15 protein-coding genes are annotated in these 15,636 nt (G+C 62.1%); 6 read left to right on the top strand and 9 right to left on the bottom strand.

The features are described from left to right. Window positions 1-69: 69 nt before the first annotated feature. Window positions 70-942 carry a LysR family transcriptional regulator gene (locus AC1DTN_RS10350; RefSeq protein ID WP_477920759.1) on the top strand — a complete coding sequence of 291 codons (873 nt, stop codon included), beginning with the start codon at window positions 70-72 and terminating at the stop codon, window positions 940-942. Between the two features lie 18 nt (window positions 943-960). Here AC1DTN_RS10350 and AC1DTN_RS10345 read toward each other — a convergent pair whose 3' ends face one another. From AC1DTN_RS10345 to AC1DTN_RS10320, 6 genes are all read right to left on the bottom strand, one after another. Further along, a complete protein-coding gene (locus AC1DTN_RS10345) occupies window positions 961-1,953 on the bottom strand; it encodes an SDR family oxidoreductase (protein ID WP_477920757.1) in 993 nt (330 codons plus the stop codon). Window positions 1,954-2,089: 136 nt separating this feature from the next. Then, complete coding sequence (locus tag AC1DTN_RS10340; protein ID WP_477920755.1) at window positions 2,090-4,165, bottom strand: PAS domain-containing protein; 2,076 nt, start codon at window positions 4,163-4,165, stop codon at window positions 2,090-2,092. Next, window positions 4,131-5,639, bottom strand: a complete 1,509-nt coding sequence (locus AC1DTN_RS10335) for an ATPase domain-containing protein (RefSeq protein ID WP_477920753.1) — start codon at window positions 5,637-5,639, stop codon at window positions 4,131-4,133. The genes AC1DTN_RS10340 and AC1DTN_RS10335 overlap by 35 nt, the downstream gene beginning before the upstream one ends. Before the next feature lie 142 nt (window positions 5,640-5,781). Continuing rightward, window positions 5,782-6,942: a M20 aminoacylase family protein gene (locus AC1DTN_RS10330; RefSeq protein WP_477920752.1), complete on the bottom strand. Its 1,161-nt coding sequence runs from the start codon at window positions 6,940-6,942 to the stop codon at window positions 5,782-5,784. 2 nt (window positions 6,943-6,944) lie between these two features. After that, window positions 6,945-8,183, bottom strand: coding sequence for an allantoate amidohydrolase (locus AC1DTN_RS10325; RefSeq protein WP_477920751.1), 1,239 nt, complete (start codon window positions 8,181-8,183; stop codon window positions 6,945-6,947). Continuing rightward, complete coding sequence (locus tag AC1DTN_RS10320) at window positions 8,180-9,379, bottom strand: diaminopropionate ammonia-lyase (RefSeq protein ID WP_477920749.1); 1,200 nt, start codon at window positions 9,377-9,379, stop codon at window positions 8,180-8,182. Before AC1DTN_RS10320 ends, AC1DTN_RS10325 begins: the two co-directional genes overlap by 4 nt. A gap of 104 nt (window positions 9,380-9,483) precedes the next feature. On the opposite strand from AC1DTN_RS10320, the gene AC1DTN_RS10315 reads away from it, so the two are divergent. Next, window positions 9,484-9,960, top strand: a complete 477-nt coding sequence (locus AC1DTN_RS10315; RefSeq protein ID WP_007818262.1) for an Lrp/AsnC family transcriptional regulator — start codon at window positions 9,484-9,486, stop codon at window positions 9,958-9,960. Window positions 9,961-10,009: 49 nt separating this feature from the next. Here AC1DTN_RS10315 and AC1DTN_RS10310 read toward each other — a convergent pair whose 3' ends face one another. Further along, window positions 10,010-10,846: a hypothetical protein gene (locus tag AC1DTN_RS10310; protein ID WP_477920748.1), complete on the bottom strand. Its 837-nt coding sequence runs from the start codon at window positions 10,844-10,846 to the stop codon at window positions 10,010-10,012. A gap of 285 nt (window positions 10,847-11,131) precedes the next feature. On the opposite strand from AC1DTN_RS10310, the gene AC1DTN_RS10305 reads away from it, so the two are divergent. Continuing rightward, the gene (locus AC1DTN_RS10305; protein ID WP_113321321.1) at window positions 11,132-11,692 is read left to right on the top strand and encodes a winged helix-turn-helix transcriptional regulator; all 561 of its coding nucleotides are present in this window, start codon (window positions 11,132-11,134) and stop codon (window positions 11,690-11,692) included. A gap of 30 nt (window positions 11,693-11,722) precedes the next feature. After that, window positions 11,723-12,250 (top strand): P-loop nucleotide/nucleoside kinase family protein, encoded by a 528-nt coding sequence (locus AC1DTN_RS10300; RefSeq protein WP_477920746.1) that lies wholly within the window; start codon window positions 11,723-11,725, stop codon window positions 12,248-12,250. A 54-nt stretch (window positions 12,251-12,304) separates the two neighbouring features. On the opposite strand, the gene AC1DTN_RS10295 is transcribed toward AC1DTN_RS10300, so the two are convergent. Continuing rightward, complete coding sequence (locus tag AC1DTN_RS10295; protein WP_477920745.1) at window positions 12,305-12,895, bottom strand: SMI1/KNR4 family protein; 591 nt, start codon at window positions 12,893-12,895, stop codon at window positions 12,305-12,307. 143 nt (window positions 12,896-13,038) lie between these two features. On the opposite strand from AC1DTN_RS10295, the gene AC1DTN_RS10290 reads away from it, so the two are divergent. Beyond that, a complete protein-coding gene (locus tag AC1DTN_RS10290) occupies window positions 13,039-13,848 on the top strand; it encodes a pirin family protein (RefSeq protein WP_477920744.1) in 810 nt (269 codons plus the stop codon). A gap of 15 nt (window positions 13,849-13,863) precedes the next feature. Here AC1DTN_RS10290 and AC1DTN_RS10285 read toward each other — a convergent pair whose 3' ends face one another. Beyond that, window positions 13,864-14,625, bottom strand: a complete 762-nt coding sequence (locus AC1DTN_RS10285; RefSeq protein ID WP_477920743.1) for a sulfite exporter TauE/SafE family protein — start codon at window positions 14,623-14,625, stop codon at window positions 13,864-13,866. 246 nt (window positions 14,626-14,871) lie between these two features. Here AC1DTN_RS10285 and AC1DTN_RS10280 point away from each other — a divergent pair, with 246 nt between their 5' ends. Then, entirely contained in the window at window positions 14,872-15,609 is a 738-nt protein-coding gene (locus AC1DTN_RS10280) for a carbonic anhydrase (protein ID WP_477920741.1), read from the top strand. Window positions 15,610-15,636: the final 27 nt, after the last annotated feature.

The raw sequence follows: 15,636 nt of genomic DNA, 5'->3' as shown, positions 1-15,636 counted from the left end.
TCAAAATGGACTGGCACATGCCCGCAAGGAAGCTTATGGTTCTTATGCAATCCATAAGGAATTTTTCTGATGCTGAATCTCGACCAGCTTGCCGCCTTCGTCAGCGTCATCGATCTCGGTAGCTTTACGGCTGCTGCCGAAAGAGCGGGCCTGACGCAGCCGGCCGTCAGCCTGCAGGTGAAATTGCTGGAACAGAGGATGGGGGTTCGGCTGATCGAGCGGGTCGGCCGCCGGGCGCAGCCATCTGCGGCGGGCGTCGAACTGCTGGCCCATGCGCGCCGGATCCTCGGCGAATGCGCGTCGGCCGAGGAGGCGATGACGCCTTACAGGCAAGGTGCGGTGGGGCGCGTGCGGATCGGCAGCGGCGGCACCGCCTCGATCCATCTGCTTCCCCGCGCGATCGCCGCCGTCAAGAAACGCATGCCCGGTCTGGAAATCGTGGTTCGTGTCGGCAACACCGACGAGATGGTCCGCGATCTCGAAATCAATGCGCTCGATATCGCCGTCGTGACGCTGCCGGCGTCCGGCCGCTCCATCGAGATGGAACCCTTTTACGAGGACGAGCTCGTCGCCGTGGCTCCCAAGGGGAGCGCGATGCCTGAGGGTGGGCCGACGGCTGATTTCTTCACGGACAAGATCATGATGCTCTATGAGGGCGGCAATACGCGCCGGGCCACCGACGAATGGTTTGAGGCTGCGGGCATCAGGAGCCAGCCCACCATGGAGTTCGGCAGCGTCGAGGCGATCAAGGAACTGATTGCGGCGGGACTCGGATGGTCGATACTTCCGGGGCTTGCCCTGAAGCGTGACCGGGGCCGGTTCGTGACGTCACCCGTTCAGCCGCCGCTCGTGCGCCAGCTCGGCATGGTCATCCGGCGCGACAAACATCTGACGCGGGGACTGCGCGAGGTGATGAAGTGCCTTCGCGCATTCGAGGCGTAACGGCTTTTGACTAAGCTGTCATGCGGCAGCTCCGAGAGCGCTTTGCTCGGCGCAGATCCGATCGATCAGGGCATCGAAATCGCCCTTCGGTGGGCGGCCCTTCGCGAAACGCTGCTTCAGGTGCATGATCGGCTCTTCCAGAATTTCGTCCAGGCTTGTGGCGCAGGTGAAATCGCCGGCTACACTCTTGGCCTTGGAATTATCGAAAATCGCTGTCCAGGCCTTGTCGCCGGTCAGCGGGCCGATCCATTCCGGATTATATTTGACTAGCGTGTCTGTCGGCACATGGACGATCTTCGCCTCGACGCCCAGCAACCTGGCGATCGCCTTCTGGATGTGATCCCAGATATGGGCGTGGTCGTTGGTGATGTGAAAGATATCGCGCAGCGCCTTCTGCTTGCCGAACAGGCCGACGAAGGGCACGGCGAAATCGACCGAGCGGGTCAGCGTCCAGGGCGTATGGCCGTCGCCGGCAACGATGGTCGGCTCGCCGTCCAGCATGCGCCGGGCCATGACGTCGCTGTCGCCCATCATGATGGGCAGGCCGGTGCGGACGGTGTGGCTGGGGCGCACGATCGTCCAGGCGAGCTTGTCGGCCTTCTTCAGCAGTTCCTCGCAGGCGATTTTGGCCTGGCTATAGGGCCAGTAGGGGTTGACCGCCGGTGTCTTCTCCTCGGTGATCACATAATGGCGGGCCGGCTTTTCATAGACCGAGGCGGAAGAGATGAAGATGTACTGGCCGCAATGGCCCGAGAAGATCTCGATATCGCGGGCGATCTGATCCGGCGTGAAGGCGATGAACTGGGCGACGACATCGTAATTGGCCTTGGCGAGATCGACATAGGCCGACGATCCCAGCTCGCCCACGATGGAGGTGACGCCAGCGGGCAGGGGATCGCCCCTCAGGCCGCGGTTAAACACGCTGACATCATGGCCTTGAGCCACGGCGCGCTCGACGCAGGGATAGGAAATCTGGCCGGTGCCGCCAATGAAAAGGATCTTCAAAGCCATAAGGGATCTCCGTGTCGGATGGGGCAGGATTATCGATAATCTTCATAGCGCGAAAGCGATGAGCCGTCTTCTGCAAAATGGCCGGCATGGTGACGCAGCAGGCATTTGCGTGTCGGCAACCGGTTTGCAGGCCTGCTCAGGGCGCGACCATCAGCTTGCCGATCTCCTGGGCCAGTTGATCCTGGGTGTAGGGCTTTCCGAGCTTGGCGACGTCAAGGTCTAGCCCGGGCGGGAGTTCGGCATATCCCGATGCAATGAGGATCGGCAAGCCGGGGGCTATGGTGCGGACGGCTTTGGCGAGGTCTCCGCCCGTCATGCCGGGCATGGAGTAATCGGTGATCATCAGATCGAAGTCCGCGCCGCTGCCCAGGCACTCGAGAGCTTCTTTTCCCGAATGGGCCTCGACCACTTCATGACCGAGATCGGTGAGCATATCGGCAGAGCTCATGGCGATCAGGATGTCGTCGTCGACGAGCAATATGCGCTTCGGGCCGGAGACCTTGTCTGCGTCCGCCGGCATCGCGTCATCAGGCTCGGTATGGACACTGGTCGATGTGGAGACGGGGATCCAGAGTTCAGCGGTCGTGCCCTTGCTGGGCGTGCTTTGAAGTTTCAGGTCGCCTTTCAATTGCAGGGCGAGACCATGGATCATAGAGAGCCCGAGGCCAGTTCCCTTTCCGAGCTCCTTTGTCGAAAAGAATGGCTCGATCGCCTTTTGCAACGTTTCCTTGTCCATGCCATAGCCGTGGTCGGCGACGGTCAAGACGACGTAGCTGCCGGCGGCGAGTTCATCGGTCGGCGCAATCTGCTCCGCCTCCTTCAGCTCGATGCGGATCGTGCCGCCATCTGGCATTGCGTCGCGTGCGTTGACGGCGAGATTGAGCAGGGCAAGCTCGATCTGGTTCGCATCGGCCGAGACGAGAGGAAGATTCTCGGGAACGGTGGTTTCGATCAGGACGGTGGAGCCGACGGAGCGCTTCAGCAGGTCCGCCATGCCGAGCACCAGGGCGCGCATGTCGACCGGGTCAATGCGCAGGTCCTGTCGCCGCGCAAAGGCCAGCAGTCTCTGGGTGAGGGAGGCGCCGCGTTTCGCCCCCTGCAGGGCGCCGTCGATCAGGCGGGCGGCCCTGATGTCGTCTCCAACATATTTACGCAGCAGTTCAAGGTTGCCGAGGACGGCCATCAGCAGATTGTTGAAGTCGTGCGCCACGCCGCCGGTGAGCTGGCCGATCGCCTCCATCTTCTGGGCCTGGCGAAGCTGCTCTTCGGCGCGCTCGCGCTGGCTGACTTCCGCCATCACCACGGCATGCGCCTGTTCCAGCTCGCGCGTGCGCTCAGCGACCTTTTCCTCCAGTATTTCATTAAGCTGCCGCTGGTGCTCCTCGGCCTTCAGCCGCGCCGTGATGTCGGCAGAGACACCCACCATCTTGATCGCCTCGCCGGAGCGATCCTTGTAGAGCTGCGCCCGGATTTCGGCCCAATGAACGGAACCATCGGCCCATATGGTCCGGTATTCGATGGAATAATCGGCACCGGTTTCAACAGTCTTGCTTACTGCCGCCTCCATGCGCTCCCGGTCCTCGGGGTGAACGGAGCTTAGCAGATCCTTGTAGGTAAACGGGTCTTCGGGACGGTGGCCGAAAATGGCCTTGCAGGTCGACGAGGTCGTCAGCACGCCTGACGCAAGGTCGAGTTCCCATGCGCCGAGCCGCCCGGCTTCCAGAGCCGTCTGAAGCCGGCGCTCGCCTGCATCGAGGGCCTCCATGCGCAAACGCGCATCGTACTGCCGCCGGCGTCCGCGCATGGCAGAGCGGGCAACGCTGATGAAGGTGGTTGCGTGGAACGGGCGTTCGACGAAGCTGACATTGCCAAGGACCTCTGACAGCCTGGCGGCTGCGGGATTGCGCTCGGGACCGCCGCCCCTGTTTGTCAGGATGATGAAGGGCAGATCGGACCAGCTCGGCTGCTGCTCGATCCAGGCGGAGATGGCGCGCAGATCGGCGGAACGCAACGCCTCTTCAGTGACGACAGCAAAGGCGACGTCGTCATTAAGGCTTTCGACCAAGGAGGATAGATCGGTCGTCGCTTTTGGTTGTACGCCCGCTTCCCGCAGGAGCGAAGCTGCAATCTGCGCATCACGCCCGATTGGAGCGTGGATCAGGCCGATGACATCGCTGTTAGGAATGGTGGCCGTCCTCGTCTGAGTTTTCAAGAAGCGGCTGTCTTTCGCCGACAAATGTCGGAACGCCGCGAAGCACGCCCTGGAAACCGGAGAGCGGCTCGCCAAGAGTCAGCCCTTCATTGGTGATGTGGAATTCTCTGATAGTCTCTTCGTGGCTGCCGGTGCGTTTCTTGATGACGGAAACCGCGCGGCGCACTTTTCCGAGCGCCTCGAAATAGCGCAGCAGGACCACGCTATCGGCGAGATAGGTAACATCGACCGGTGATTTCATGTCGCCAACGAGGCCGTGCTGGGCAACGGTGAGGAAGGTGTTGGCGCCCTGGCGGTTCAGATATTGGAGAAGCTCATGCATGTGAAGGATGAGCGCGTTTTCCTCCGGCATCGATGCTTGATAGCCGTTGATACTGTCGATGACGACGGTCTTGGCGTCGTAGCTGGCGACCCGATCCCTGACACGTTGCGCAAACTCTCCGGGCGACAGCTCGGCGGCATCCAGTTGCTCGATATGGATCAGTCTGTCGTCGTGCATCTTCTCCAGATCGATACCCATCGATCTCGTGCGCGAAAACAGCAGCCCAAGCTCTTCATCGAAGATAAAAACAGCCGCCTTTTCGCCGCGCTTGACCGCCGCATCGACGAACTGCAGAGTAAACAGGCTCTTGCCCGTACCTGCCGGGCCGATCAGCAGCGTGCTGGAGCCGCGCTCGATCCCGCCGCCCAGGAGATCATCGAATTCCTTGATGCCGCTCGAGAGGGTCGTTCGCTCGAAGCCCTTCTTGTGCTCGATTGCGCGCAGCCTTGGAAATACCGCCACACCGCCGGTCTTGATGACGAAGTCGTGGTATCCGCCGCGAAAGGACTGGCCGCGATATTTGATGACCCGCAGCCGCCGACGCTCCGAGCCGTAATCGGGTGCAAGCTGTTCGAGATGGATCACGCCATGAACGACACTGTGAACGGTCTTGTCGAGATTATCTGACGTCATGTCGTCGAGGAGCAGGACTGTGGCATCCGACCGGGCAAAGAAATGCTTCAGCGCCAGGATCTGCCGGCGATAACGTAGCGAGCTTTGGGCGAGAAGCCTGATTTCCGAGAGGCTGTCGATGACGACCCTCTGCGGCTTTATCCGCTCGAAGGCCTCGAAGATCAGCTTGGTGGTCTCGCCCAGCTCCAGGTCCGACGAATAGAGGAGGCTCTGCTGCTGATCGGCGTCGAGCAGGCTTTCGGGCGGCACGAGTTCGAAGATTTTTATGCCGTCGCCGAGTTCCATTCCATGCGAGGCGGCGCTGTCGCGCAACTCTTCCTCGGTTTCGGAAAGACTTATGTAAAGGCAGCTCTCACCGAGATCAGCGCCTTCAAGTAAAAACTGCAAGGCGATGGTTGTTTTTCCGGTGCCGGGCGAGCCTTCCAGCAGGAATACATGACGACGTGTAAACCCGCCGAATAATACATCGTCCAGTCCTTCGATTCCGGTCTCCGCCTTCTTGCTCAAAACTTGGTCCATGCCGTCTCCTATATCAGCCAAGGAGTTAGGGCAGGAGGCTCAAGGAGCAAGACTGCTGATGACGTTGATTTGCGAAACGGGATTCGTCCCGATCGGTAACCGCGCCGGCGGCGTCGACGGCGGAAAGGCTTGGAGCCGCCGGTCAGGCGCCGCTTTGCGGCAGGCGTCGGCGGACGATGCCGGTGTGGAATTTTGCGCCGTAAAGGAGGCCGTCATCGTTGAAATCGAAGGTCGGATTGTGGAGCGGCGCGGAGGCCTCGCCATTGCCGAGGAAGACGAAACAGCCGGGAACGACATCGAGGAAACGGGCGAAATCTTCCGAGGCCGTCATCGGTTCCTTTCGGACCTCGATGCTGCCGGGCTCAAAGATGTCGCGGGCGGCAGCGAAGGCCTCTTCGGTAAGGGCAGGGTCGTTCAATAGGGGGATGAATTCCCTTGTGTAGGTGACTTCGGCCGAGAGATTGTAGGTCAGTGCGGTGCCTTCGGCGATGATGCGCATCTGCCTTTCGATTTCGGCGCTGACGTCGGAGTGGAAACTTCTAGCATCTCCAAGAATGCGGGCGAGGCCCGGCAGGGCGTTGCGGGTGCCGTCGGTCAGAAGTTCGGTGACGGAGACGACGCCGATATCGGTTGGGTCGAGGCGGCGGGAAACAATGGTCTGCAGGTTCAGGACCAGCGCGCAGGCGGCGACCAGCACCTCGTTCGTCGCATGCGGGCGGGCGGCGTGGCCGCCGGTGCCCTTGAGCACGATCTCGAAATTATCCTCCGCCGACATGAAGGCGCCGGGACGCGTCTGGAAATGACCGACGGGAAGGCCCGGCAGGTTGTGGATGCCGTAGATCTCATCGAAGGGGAAGCGCTCGAAAATGCCGTCCTCGATCATCGCCAGCGCGCCCTTGCCCCATTCCTCGGCGGGCTGAAAGATGAAGCGCACAGTGCCGTCGAAACCGCCGTCTTCGGCAAGCATTCTGGCCGCACCGAGCAGCATGGCGGTGTGGCCGTCATGGCCGCAGGCGTGCATGATGCCTGGGTTGCGCGAGGCATAGAGCCGGTCGGCCTGCTCCGGGATGCGCAGGGCGTCCATATCGGCTCTCAGTGCAATCGAGCGGTTGCCGCTGCCGCGTTTCAGTGTGCCGACGACGCCCGTGCCGCCGATGCCTTCCGCGACATCATCGAGGCCGAATTCACGGAGCTTTTCGGCGACAAAGGCCGAGGTCTGCTTTTCCTCGAAGCCGAATTCCGGGTGGGCGTGGAGGTGGCGTCTCCATGCGCGCATGTCCGCGACCAATTGATCGAGATCCATCGCTATTCCTCCTGCGCCAGTGTGCTGACGACATCGAGCAGGATGTTGGCGCCTGCGACGAGATCGTCATGAGAGGTGAATTCCCTTGGATTATGGCTGATGCCGCCCTTGCTCGGCACGAAGATCATGGCTGATGGCGCGATGCGGGCGATCATCTGGGCATCGTGGCCGGCGCCGGAGGTCATGCGCTTGCACGGCAGGGCGCGGGCTCTTGCGGCGTCCTCGATCGCGGCGACGATCTGTTCGTCGAATTTGACCGGCTCGAAGCGGGCGAGCCGCTCCGCCGATATCGTAACCTGCTCTTCGACAGCGAGGCTTTCGAGGAAGCGGGCAAGGGCTGCCTCTTCCTCTCTCAGCCGATCTTCATCCGGGTCGCGCAGGTCGACCGTGAAGATCGCCCGCGAGGGGATGACGTTGATGGCGTTGGGTTGGAATTCCATGCAGCCGACGGTCGCGACCGTCGGCGTGTTCGACGCCATGGCGCGCTCGCGCAGGAAAGTGATGACGCGGGCGCTCGCATGGCCGGCATCGCGACGCATCGTCATCGGCGTGGTGCCGGCATGGTTGGCGTCACCTTCGATCGTCACGCGCTGCCAGGAAATGCCCTGCAGGTTTTCGACCGCGCCAAGCGGGATGCCCTCGCGCTCCAGCACCGGGCCTTGCTCGATATGGAGTTCGATATAGGCGTGGGGCTTCAGGAAACCCGGCTCTTTCTCACCGGCATAGCCGATGCGTTTCAGCTCGTCACCGAGCAGTGACCCGTCGGTTCCTGTTGCCGCAAGCGCCGTCTCTACATCAAGCCCGCCGGCATAGACGAGCGAGCCCATCATATCGGGCGCATAACGCACGCCTTCCTCATTGGTGAAGGCCGCGACGGCGATAGGGCGGGAGGGGATGAGACCTGATGCCTTCAGCGTTTCGATGACTTCGAGGGCCGAGAGCACGCCGTAACAGCCGTCATAGATGCCGGCGTCGATGACGGTATCGATATGCGAGCCGAGCAGCAGCGGCGGGCGATCCTCCGTGCCGGCGGGCGCCCAGATGCCGAAGATGTTGCCGATGCGGTCGATGGCGAGTTCCAGTCCGGCAGCTTCGATCCAGGTGACGAGGCGGTCGCGGCCGAGCTTGTCCGTGTCGGAGGCGGCAAGGCGGATCAGCCTGCCATCCGCATCGCGGCCGATCGCGCCGAGTTCGGCAAGCCGGCCGAGGAGCCTCGATGCATCGATGGAGATGTTGCTCATGCTGCGCCTCGCAACAGGACCGCGTCAGGCGAGCGGCCGACGATCTCGTGATATCGGCCGGGGTCGGTGGCGCCTTCCGTGTTCACCACGAAGATGCGCGAATCCGCGCCGAGGGAAAGGGCGGCTTTCGCATCGGGATCGGCGAGCGCCTGCAACAGGCCGGCAAGGCCGACGCCGCCGCTTTCGCCCGAGACGATGGCGGGATCGCTGCCCAAGGGGTTGGCAAGCTGCCGCATGATGGAGATCGCATCCTCCTCATCGACGGTCATGAAGGCATCGGCTGTGCGCGACAGGATGCGCCAGGCGACGAGGGAGGGCTCGTAGCATTCCAGCATCGCCATGACGGTCGGTTCGCCATGGGCAATGGTGACCGGATGGCCGGCACGCGCGGTTTCGAACAGGCAGGCGGCACGGGCGGGATCGACGACGGTGAAGACCGGACGCTGGTGCCTGAGCACAATCGCCAGATGGCCTGCGACGGCAGCGGCGATGCCGCCAACACCGGACTGGATGAAGACATGGGTGGGCGGCTGCGGCATCTGTTTCAGCGCCTCGCGCACCAGCGCCGTATAACCCTGCATGACGAGGCCGGGGATGCGCTCATAGCCGGGCCATGAGGTGTCGGACACGATGGTCCAGCCGCGTTCTTTCGCGACGCGGGTGGCTTCCTTCACGGAGTCGTCGTAGCTTCCCGCCACCCGGATCATCTCTGCCCCAAAGCGGGCAATCGCGGCGACGCGTTCGTCGCTTACACCGGCATGGACAAAAATCGACGCCCGCGCACCAACGAGGGATGCACCCTGGGCGACCGAGCGGCCATGATTGCCATCGGTGGCGCAGGCAAAGGTCATGGCTTCCGCGACTTTTCGCACGTCCGGAGAGTGCAGTTCGGCCATGCCGATCTTGCGTCCGAGTCTTGCCTCGGCGGCCTCCAGAACGAGGCGAATGACGGCATAGGCGCCGCCGAGCGCCTTGAAGCTGCCGAGCCCCAGGCGTTTTCCCTCATCCTTCACATGGATCGCGGCAACGCCTGACGCGGCTGCCAGCGCCGGCAGGGAGACGAGCGGTGTTTCGGCATTGTCGTCGCGGTGGCGCAGGTGGTCTTCCACGCCTGCGGCAGCGGCAATGCCGAGCGTATCGGCATCTGCCGTTTCGAGCTGATGTCGATAATCGCTTGTCGTGTTGAGGATGAACATGAAGGCCTCGCTGCTCTGTTATGGAAACATATTGCAGAGCCGGCGAAAATTGCGCTGATATTAAGAGCCGTTTTTGCAAGTTTGTTTCATGAGGGCCGCCGCCCATGCCTGTCTCTTCGACATCCGCGCTCGATGCCTTCGACCGCAAGATCCTTGAGATCCTCCAGCGCGACAATACCACGCCGCAAAGGACGATCGGCGAGGCCGTCAACCTGTCGGCGCCATCCGTGCAGCGGCGCATCAGGCGGATGACGGAGGAGGGCGTCATCAAGGCCAATATCGCGGTGATCGATCCGGCCGCCGTCGGCCAGGCGATCACCATCTTTGTCGAGGTCGAGGTCATTAGCGAAACGGCGGAGCAGATCGAGGCAGCCAAACGCGAATTCGCCGCCGCCCCGGAAATCCAGCAGTGTTACTACGTGACGGGGGAAGCCGACTTCGTGCTCGTCATCACCGTGCCCGCGATGGCCGATTACGAGGCGCTGACGCGGCGGCTATTCTTCGGCAACAACAATGTGAAGCGGTTTCGGACGTTCGTCGCCATGGATAGGATCAAGGTAGGTCTCAGCGTTCCTATCTGAGGAGGCTCCGGGCCAGTGGATCGCGCCTAGACCCGGAGATATTTCGCCGTCACACGGCAATTGCCGCCGCGCCTCGCGTGCGCCTCAGCAATTGGCGCAGTGACAGGGCGTGCAGGACGAGAGACGTGGGGACGGTGAAGGCCGGAATGATGGCGGTGGGGTAGGTGCCGGTCGTCAGATTGGGATGATCAAGGGCGAGCTGCTGCAGGGGGCCGGGCGTGGTAAGGGCGCCCATCGTGACCGCAACGACCAGATCGGCTATGCCGAAGAGGTTCCAGAACAGAGCCGCCCGGGTGCTGCCTGGACGGCCGCTTGCGAGCATTGCTGCCGTCGGCAAGGCCATCAGCCCGGTGATCACGTCACCCGTGCCGGCGGGAAGGGCGAAAACGCCCGGCGTCGTCCCGGTCAGCCAGTTGGCGAGGAACACACCGCCGATCACCCTGTAGGCCTGGAGGCCGATCAGCCAGTTGGCGGGCATAACATCGAGCAGCACACCGATCCGGTCTGACCGCGACAAAAGCGTGATCACGATGGCCGTCGGCACGACGATCATCAGCGGCAGCAAGGGGATTGAGACTGCTCCCGGCAGGAGAAGGCCATCTGCGACAATAATCCAGGCCGCGCCGTGCCAGAGGGTGAGCGGAACGTCGATCGCCAGCCAGGTCCATGTCCGCTCCGACGCGGTGAGGGAGGTGCGCGACAATCCTGCCCAGGTTCCGCCGAGCACGATGAGGTGCACTGCGATGCGCGCGACGATGATGGACAGGTCCGAGCGTTGAAGCTCCGGTATTGCGACAAGGGCAGCGAACCAGAGGCCTGTTGCGACTGCGCTGCCGGCGAATGCAAGTGTCGGGCTGGTGAAGTTAGCGGTGGTGTTCGGCGCCAAGGTGAGATCCTCCCGTTTTGGCAAAACCGGTGATGCGTTGCAGCAATCGGCGCCCGATCCACATCGAGCTTCAGGCCTGCGCTGCATTCATTCGGAGGCGTGTCACGCTCCAAAGATATGGTAACTCTTATAATAAGAGTAACTGGTCAGGCAAGCGAATTATCCGCCCGGTTTGTCGCAGGGCGGTTGTTTGCCGGGCTTTCTTGAAACGGCCGTTCCGGCAAACTAATGTGGCTCTCATGATCAGAGGAGCCAGGCGATTTCACGGGCTTCGGAAAGGGTTCGATGCGCTCGAAGGGTTTCGATGGAATGGTATGCTCGATCGCCGGCGTCATGGCGGCGATCGGCGATCGGTGGGGTATGCTTATCTTGCGCGATCTTGTCTGTGGCCTCAGCCGCTATGAGGATTTTCGCCAATCGTCTGGCGTGACCAATGCGACGCTCAGTGACCGGCTGAAGCATCTGGAAGCCAATGGCCTCATCGAGCGGCGGCGCTATCAGGTGAACCCGGAAAGGTTCGAATATCTCCTGACCCGGAAGGGCTGGCAGATCGCGCCCATTATGCCGGTGCTCGCCCAGATCGGCGACAGCCTCGGCATGTCAGGTGCTTCGGGTCCGCCCATGACCTTCGTCAATCGCAAGACGGGTGCCGAGATACGCTGGGGTTTCATCGATCAGAAGACCGGCGAACCGGTGAGCCCGGTGGATCTCGACATCAAGGAAGGGGCTGGCGCGGATGACGCAGTTCGCTGGCGATTGTCCCACGCCGGGGCGCGCCGTCAGGCGCTCGATGATATTCTTGCTGCCTCGGGCGACGCAACGGATGTACAAAAATCGGATTCGTGAAGTCCATCAGCAAGCGGGAGGTGCCAATTCATGCTGATCATTTTCGGCGGTTTGCCGGGTTCGGGGAAGACGACGATTGCGCGTGCCCTGGCGAAGGAGCTTGGGGCCGTCCATCTGCGTATCGATACGATCGAACAGAATATCCGGGCCTCGGGCATGTTGAGCTCGGAGGTCGGCCCGGCAGGTTACTTGGTCGGATACGGGATTGCCGAAGACAATCTCACGCTCGGCAACATTGTCGTTGCGGATTCCGTGAATCCCCTGAAGGTGACACGGGATGCCTGGCTGTCGGTCGCAGCGCGATCAGGTGTGCCGGCCGTTGAGATAGAAATCATCTGCTCGGACCGGAATGAACATCGCCGACGGGTGGAAACGCGGGTAAGCGATGTTCCGGGGTTGGTAAAGCCTCGCTGGGAAGAGGTGACTGCACGCGACTATGAGGCTTGGGGGCAAAGCCCCGTCACCATCGACACTGCGAAGCAGGGTGTGGATGAGGCTGTTGTCGCGTTGCTATCGAAGCTTGAAACTGGCCGCTATCAGAAAACACGGGAGGTCTGATATTGGCCGCCTAGCACTTTGTATCTGTGGGAATGATCGGAACGGTGCGAAGCCTCAGGTCAGTCGGGCATATTTTTCGAAGAGGTCGGAGAAGTTCGTCGCGATCCGATAGTAGTAACCGCTCTCGATGAAATAATCGATCGCTTCGTCAGCGGACTTTCCGGCGATGCCGCCGCTGCGCATGCCATGGAAAAGCTCGCCATCGGTGTACATGATCGCGCCTGTATGTTTGCCTTCGGTGAGTTCGACGAGGGTGCAGAAGTCGCCGCCGAGGCCGACGACATGTGCGAAGGGAGTGAAACCGTAGTCGTGGAAATCCATGTCCGGGGCGAGTTCCTCGAGATCGAAATACGGATGCCCGTTGCCGATGCCAAACAGGGTGTTGATGTCCGAGAGAACGAAGGCATCGCGCTGCGCCTCTGCGGGCAGGGTGGCGATGGTGGTGTGGGGGATATGATAGTCAAGGCCGTTTTCCCGCATCAGGAAATCGCGATAGCCATCGGAAAGACTGACCTCGTGCTGCGTCTCGAATGCCGAGAGCCGCGCTTCATCCGCGCCGCCATAGCGGGCTGCGACGAGAGGGGACTTCGCAAATCTGGCGAGGGCGTCAGGGCGCCGGAACGGAATTGTGTTGTCGTTGCTCACGATGGGTTTCCTTGTTGCAAGTACGGCGCAGGCATTTAAGGCCGGGGCGGGACAGGTCAATGGCAGGCCGCTTCATTGACCTCTGATGCTATCGGGGCGCTAATGGACCGGTATCGTCACTGCTTGCAGGCAAGGAGGACGCGATGCTGCTCAAGGGGGAACGTACCTTCGTCGTGCGCGACATGGGAGGGTTCATCGCGCATATCAACATGCCGGGATGGGTGAAGCCGAAGCCTGGGGATCATGGGCACGGGCCGCTGGCGATGGTGGTCGAATCCATCCTGCATCCGGGCCGGTTCATTGCCATGCACGAGCACTGCAATGACGAGATCATCTCCTGGGTGCCTGAAGGCGTGATGCGCCATGAAGACAGAGCCCGTGGCCGGCTGGTTTGCGACAGCGGGCATCTGATGGTGATGAATGCCGGGCGCGGCTTCTGGCACTCCGAGGAAACGCTGGCCTCCGATCCGCCGCTGCGCATGCTGCAGATCCTCGTGCGGCCCGATGCTGTCGATCTCGAACCTGGCATCCAGTATGGGGCAATGCCTGAAATCATGCCCAATCGTTGGCGGCACCTTGTCGGGCCGGAAGGGGGCGATGCACCCTTTTTCGTGCGCAACCGGATCGATTTCTTCGATATCCGGCTGGAGGCAGGCGTGCGGGTGGACTTCCCGCATAAGCAGGGGTGCGACCTGTATTTCTATGTGTTTAGCGGCGCGGTTCTGGCCGGCGGGCAGGCGTTTGGCGAAGGCGAGCAAGGTCTGCTGCTGTCGGATGAGATGTTGACCGTGGAGGCGACGAGCGCCTGCGTGATGGTGGCCTTCCTGCTCGATCCCCGGTCGCCTGTCACGAGGCAGGGGACGGTGGCCGACAACAGGAAAATCCCACCGCCTGTCGTGATCCGCCTCGTGAAACGGTGGCAAGGGTTGAAGCGGCTGTGGCTGCGGAAGTGAAGATAGGGGCGGACCTCAGCTCCAATATTTGACGGCATAAACAACAGTCATGACGGCGCCGGTGAGGATGACGAACCAGCGGACGATGGTGGCCGGCAGCACGCGCACGAGGTAACCGCCAAGATAGCCGCCCACCAGGGCGCCTGACAGCATCGTCAACGTTTCGGGCCAGTGGACGGCGCGCTGGACGATGAAAATGATAACGGCTGCCATGCTGACCGAGGTGGCGAGCAGGTTTTTCAGCGCCTTGACGCGGCGGATGTCATTGGGATCGGCAATCGAGAGAACCGCCGTCAGGATGACGCCGAGGCCGGCGCCGAAGAAACCGCCATAGATCGACGAGAGGCCGAGGACGGAAAGGCCGAGACCGCGCGAGGGCTCGGCGTCGCCGCGCCTTGCCTCGGCCCAGGCGGCGATGCGGGGCGAGAAGACGAAGAGCAGGGTGGCAATGCCGATCAGGGCGGGGACGGGCAGGACGAAGAGCCGCTCGGGCAAAGCAAGCAGCAGCAGCGCGCCGACGCCGCCGCCGATGAGGCAGACGAGGACGGACGACCAGAGTCTCGCATCCAGCGGCAGTACCTTGCGGCGGTCGGCGAGGACGGCGAGCAGATGGCCCGGCACGATCGCTACTGCATTCGAGGCATTGGCGATGACGGGTGGCAGGCCGGCGGCGAGCATGGCGGGGAAGGTGAGCAGCGTGGCGCCGCCGGCGAGCGCATTGATCACGCCACCGGCTATGCCTGATACAAACAGCAGTAAGACGATCCCCGATGTCATCGGTTTGCTCCCCATGACCCAACGTGTCTTTCGATGCATCATCTGGCATTGCTGGGACAAGCCGCCGATAGCCCCAAGGCGTTCGCGCCCGTGAAATATTCCAGGGGGCCTGCTATGTGCTGATAACGGCCGGTCGTGCCTCACCCGTTTGGGCGACTTGCGCACCGTGGGCGCTCGCGTTGCCATGCGGAAGCGGGGGCTCGATTTTCGGCATATCAATCGTGGGACCAATCTTGGGAGGGGAAGATGAATGATCTTACGCAGCACTCCGGTGTAGCTTGCAGCTGTGGCGGCTGTCCCGATGTGCCTGATGATCGGGGCCGCCGGCACTTCCTGTGCAGTGCGTTGGGAAGCGTGGCGGCAGTAGCGGCCGGGGCTGTCGTCTCATCCGCTGGGCCAGCGTCGGCACAGAGCACCCTGGCACCCGATGATGCGCTGAAGGCGATGATGGACGGAAACAGGCGCTTCATCGACGGGCGTCTCCAATCCCTCAATGAAGACCTTTCGATCCTCAAGGCGAAGACGGCGGAAAAGCAGGAGCCTTTCGCGGCGGTCCTCTCCTGCGCCGATTCACGCGTGCCGGTGGAGTTTGTCTTCGACCAGAGCATTGGCCAGCTTTTCGTCGTGCGTGTCGCGGGAAATATCGCTACGCCCGAGATCATCGCCAGCCTCGAATATGGTGTTGCCGTTCTTGGCGTCCGGCTTCTTATGGTGCTCGGCCATACCAACTGCGGCGCGGTGAAGGCGACCATCGACGGCAAGGCCGTGCCCGGCCAGATCGGCGCCCTCTATGCGCCGATCTGGCCGGCGGTGAATGCGGCGGGCAACGACCTTGGGGCGGCCATCGATGCGAATGCGAAGATGCAGGCGACGCTGATCAGCCGAAGCTCGACCGTCATTGCCGGGGCTGCCAAAGAGGGCAAACTCAAGGTCGTGGCGGCGCGCTACGATATCGCCAGCGGCGTGGTTTCGCTGCTTGGTTAGTGGGTGCGTTTTCTTGCTGAATGGGAT

It is taken from the genome of Rhizobium sp. 01T444 (assembly GCF_056398305.1).
This window is presented reverse-complemented; position numbering and strand designations above follow the sequence as displayed.

Coding starts and splice junctions, on each gene's coding strand:
- AC1DTN_RS10300 (WP_477920746.1), top strand. CDS start 11,723: ATGCTGATCATTTTCGGCGGTTTGCCGGGTTCGGGGAAGACGACGATT.
- AC1DTN_RS10335 (WP_477920753.1), bottom strand. CDS start 5,639: ATGGACCAAGTTTTGAGCAAGAAGGCGGAGACCGGAATCGAAGGACTG.
- AC1DTN_RS10305 (WP_113321321.1), top strand. CDS start 11,132: ATGCGCTCGAAGGGTTTCGATGGAATGGTATGCTCGATCGCCGGCGTC.
- AC1DTN_RS10280 (WP_477920741.1), top strand. CDS start 14,872: ATGAATGATCTTACGCAGCACTCCGGTGTAGCTTGCAGCTGTGGCGGC.
- AC1DTN_RS10285 (WP_477920743.1), bottom strand. CDS start 14,625: ATGACATCGGGGATCGTCTTACTGCTGTTTGTATCAGGCATAGCCGGT.
- AC1DTN_RS10350 (WP_477920759.1), top strand. CDS start 70: ATGCTGAATCTCGACCAGCTTGCCGCCTTCGTCAGCGTCATCGATCTC.
- AC1DTN_RS10290 (WP_477920744.1), top strand. CDS start 13,039: ATGCTGCTCAAGGGGGAACGTACCTTCGTCGTGCGCGACATGGGAGGG.
- AC1DTN_RS10345 (WP_477920757.1), bottom strand. CDS start 1,953: ATGGCTTTGAAGATCCTTTTCATTGGCGGCACCGGCCAGATTTCCTAT.
- AC1DTN_RS10330 (WP_477920752.1), bottom strand. CDS start 6,942: ATGGATCTCGATCAATTGGTCGCGGACATGCGCGCATGGAGACGCCAC.
- AC1DTN_RS10320 (WP_477920749.1), bottom strand. CDS start 9,379: ATGTTCATCCTCAACACGACAAGCGATTATCGACATCAGCTCGAAACG.
- AC1DTN_RS10325 (WP_477920751.1), bottom strand. CDS start 8,183: ATGAGCAACATCTCCATCGATGCATCGAGGCTCCTCGGCCGGCTTGCC.
- AC1DTN_RS10315 (WP_007818262.1), top strand. CDS start 9,484: ATGCCTGTCTCTTCGACATCCGCGCTCGATGCCTTCGACCGCAAGATC.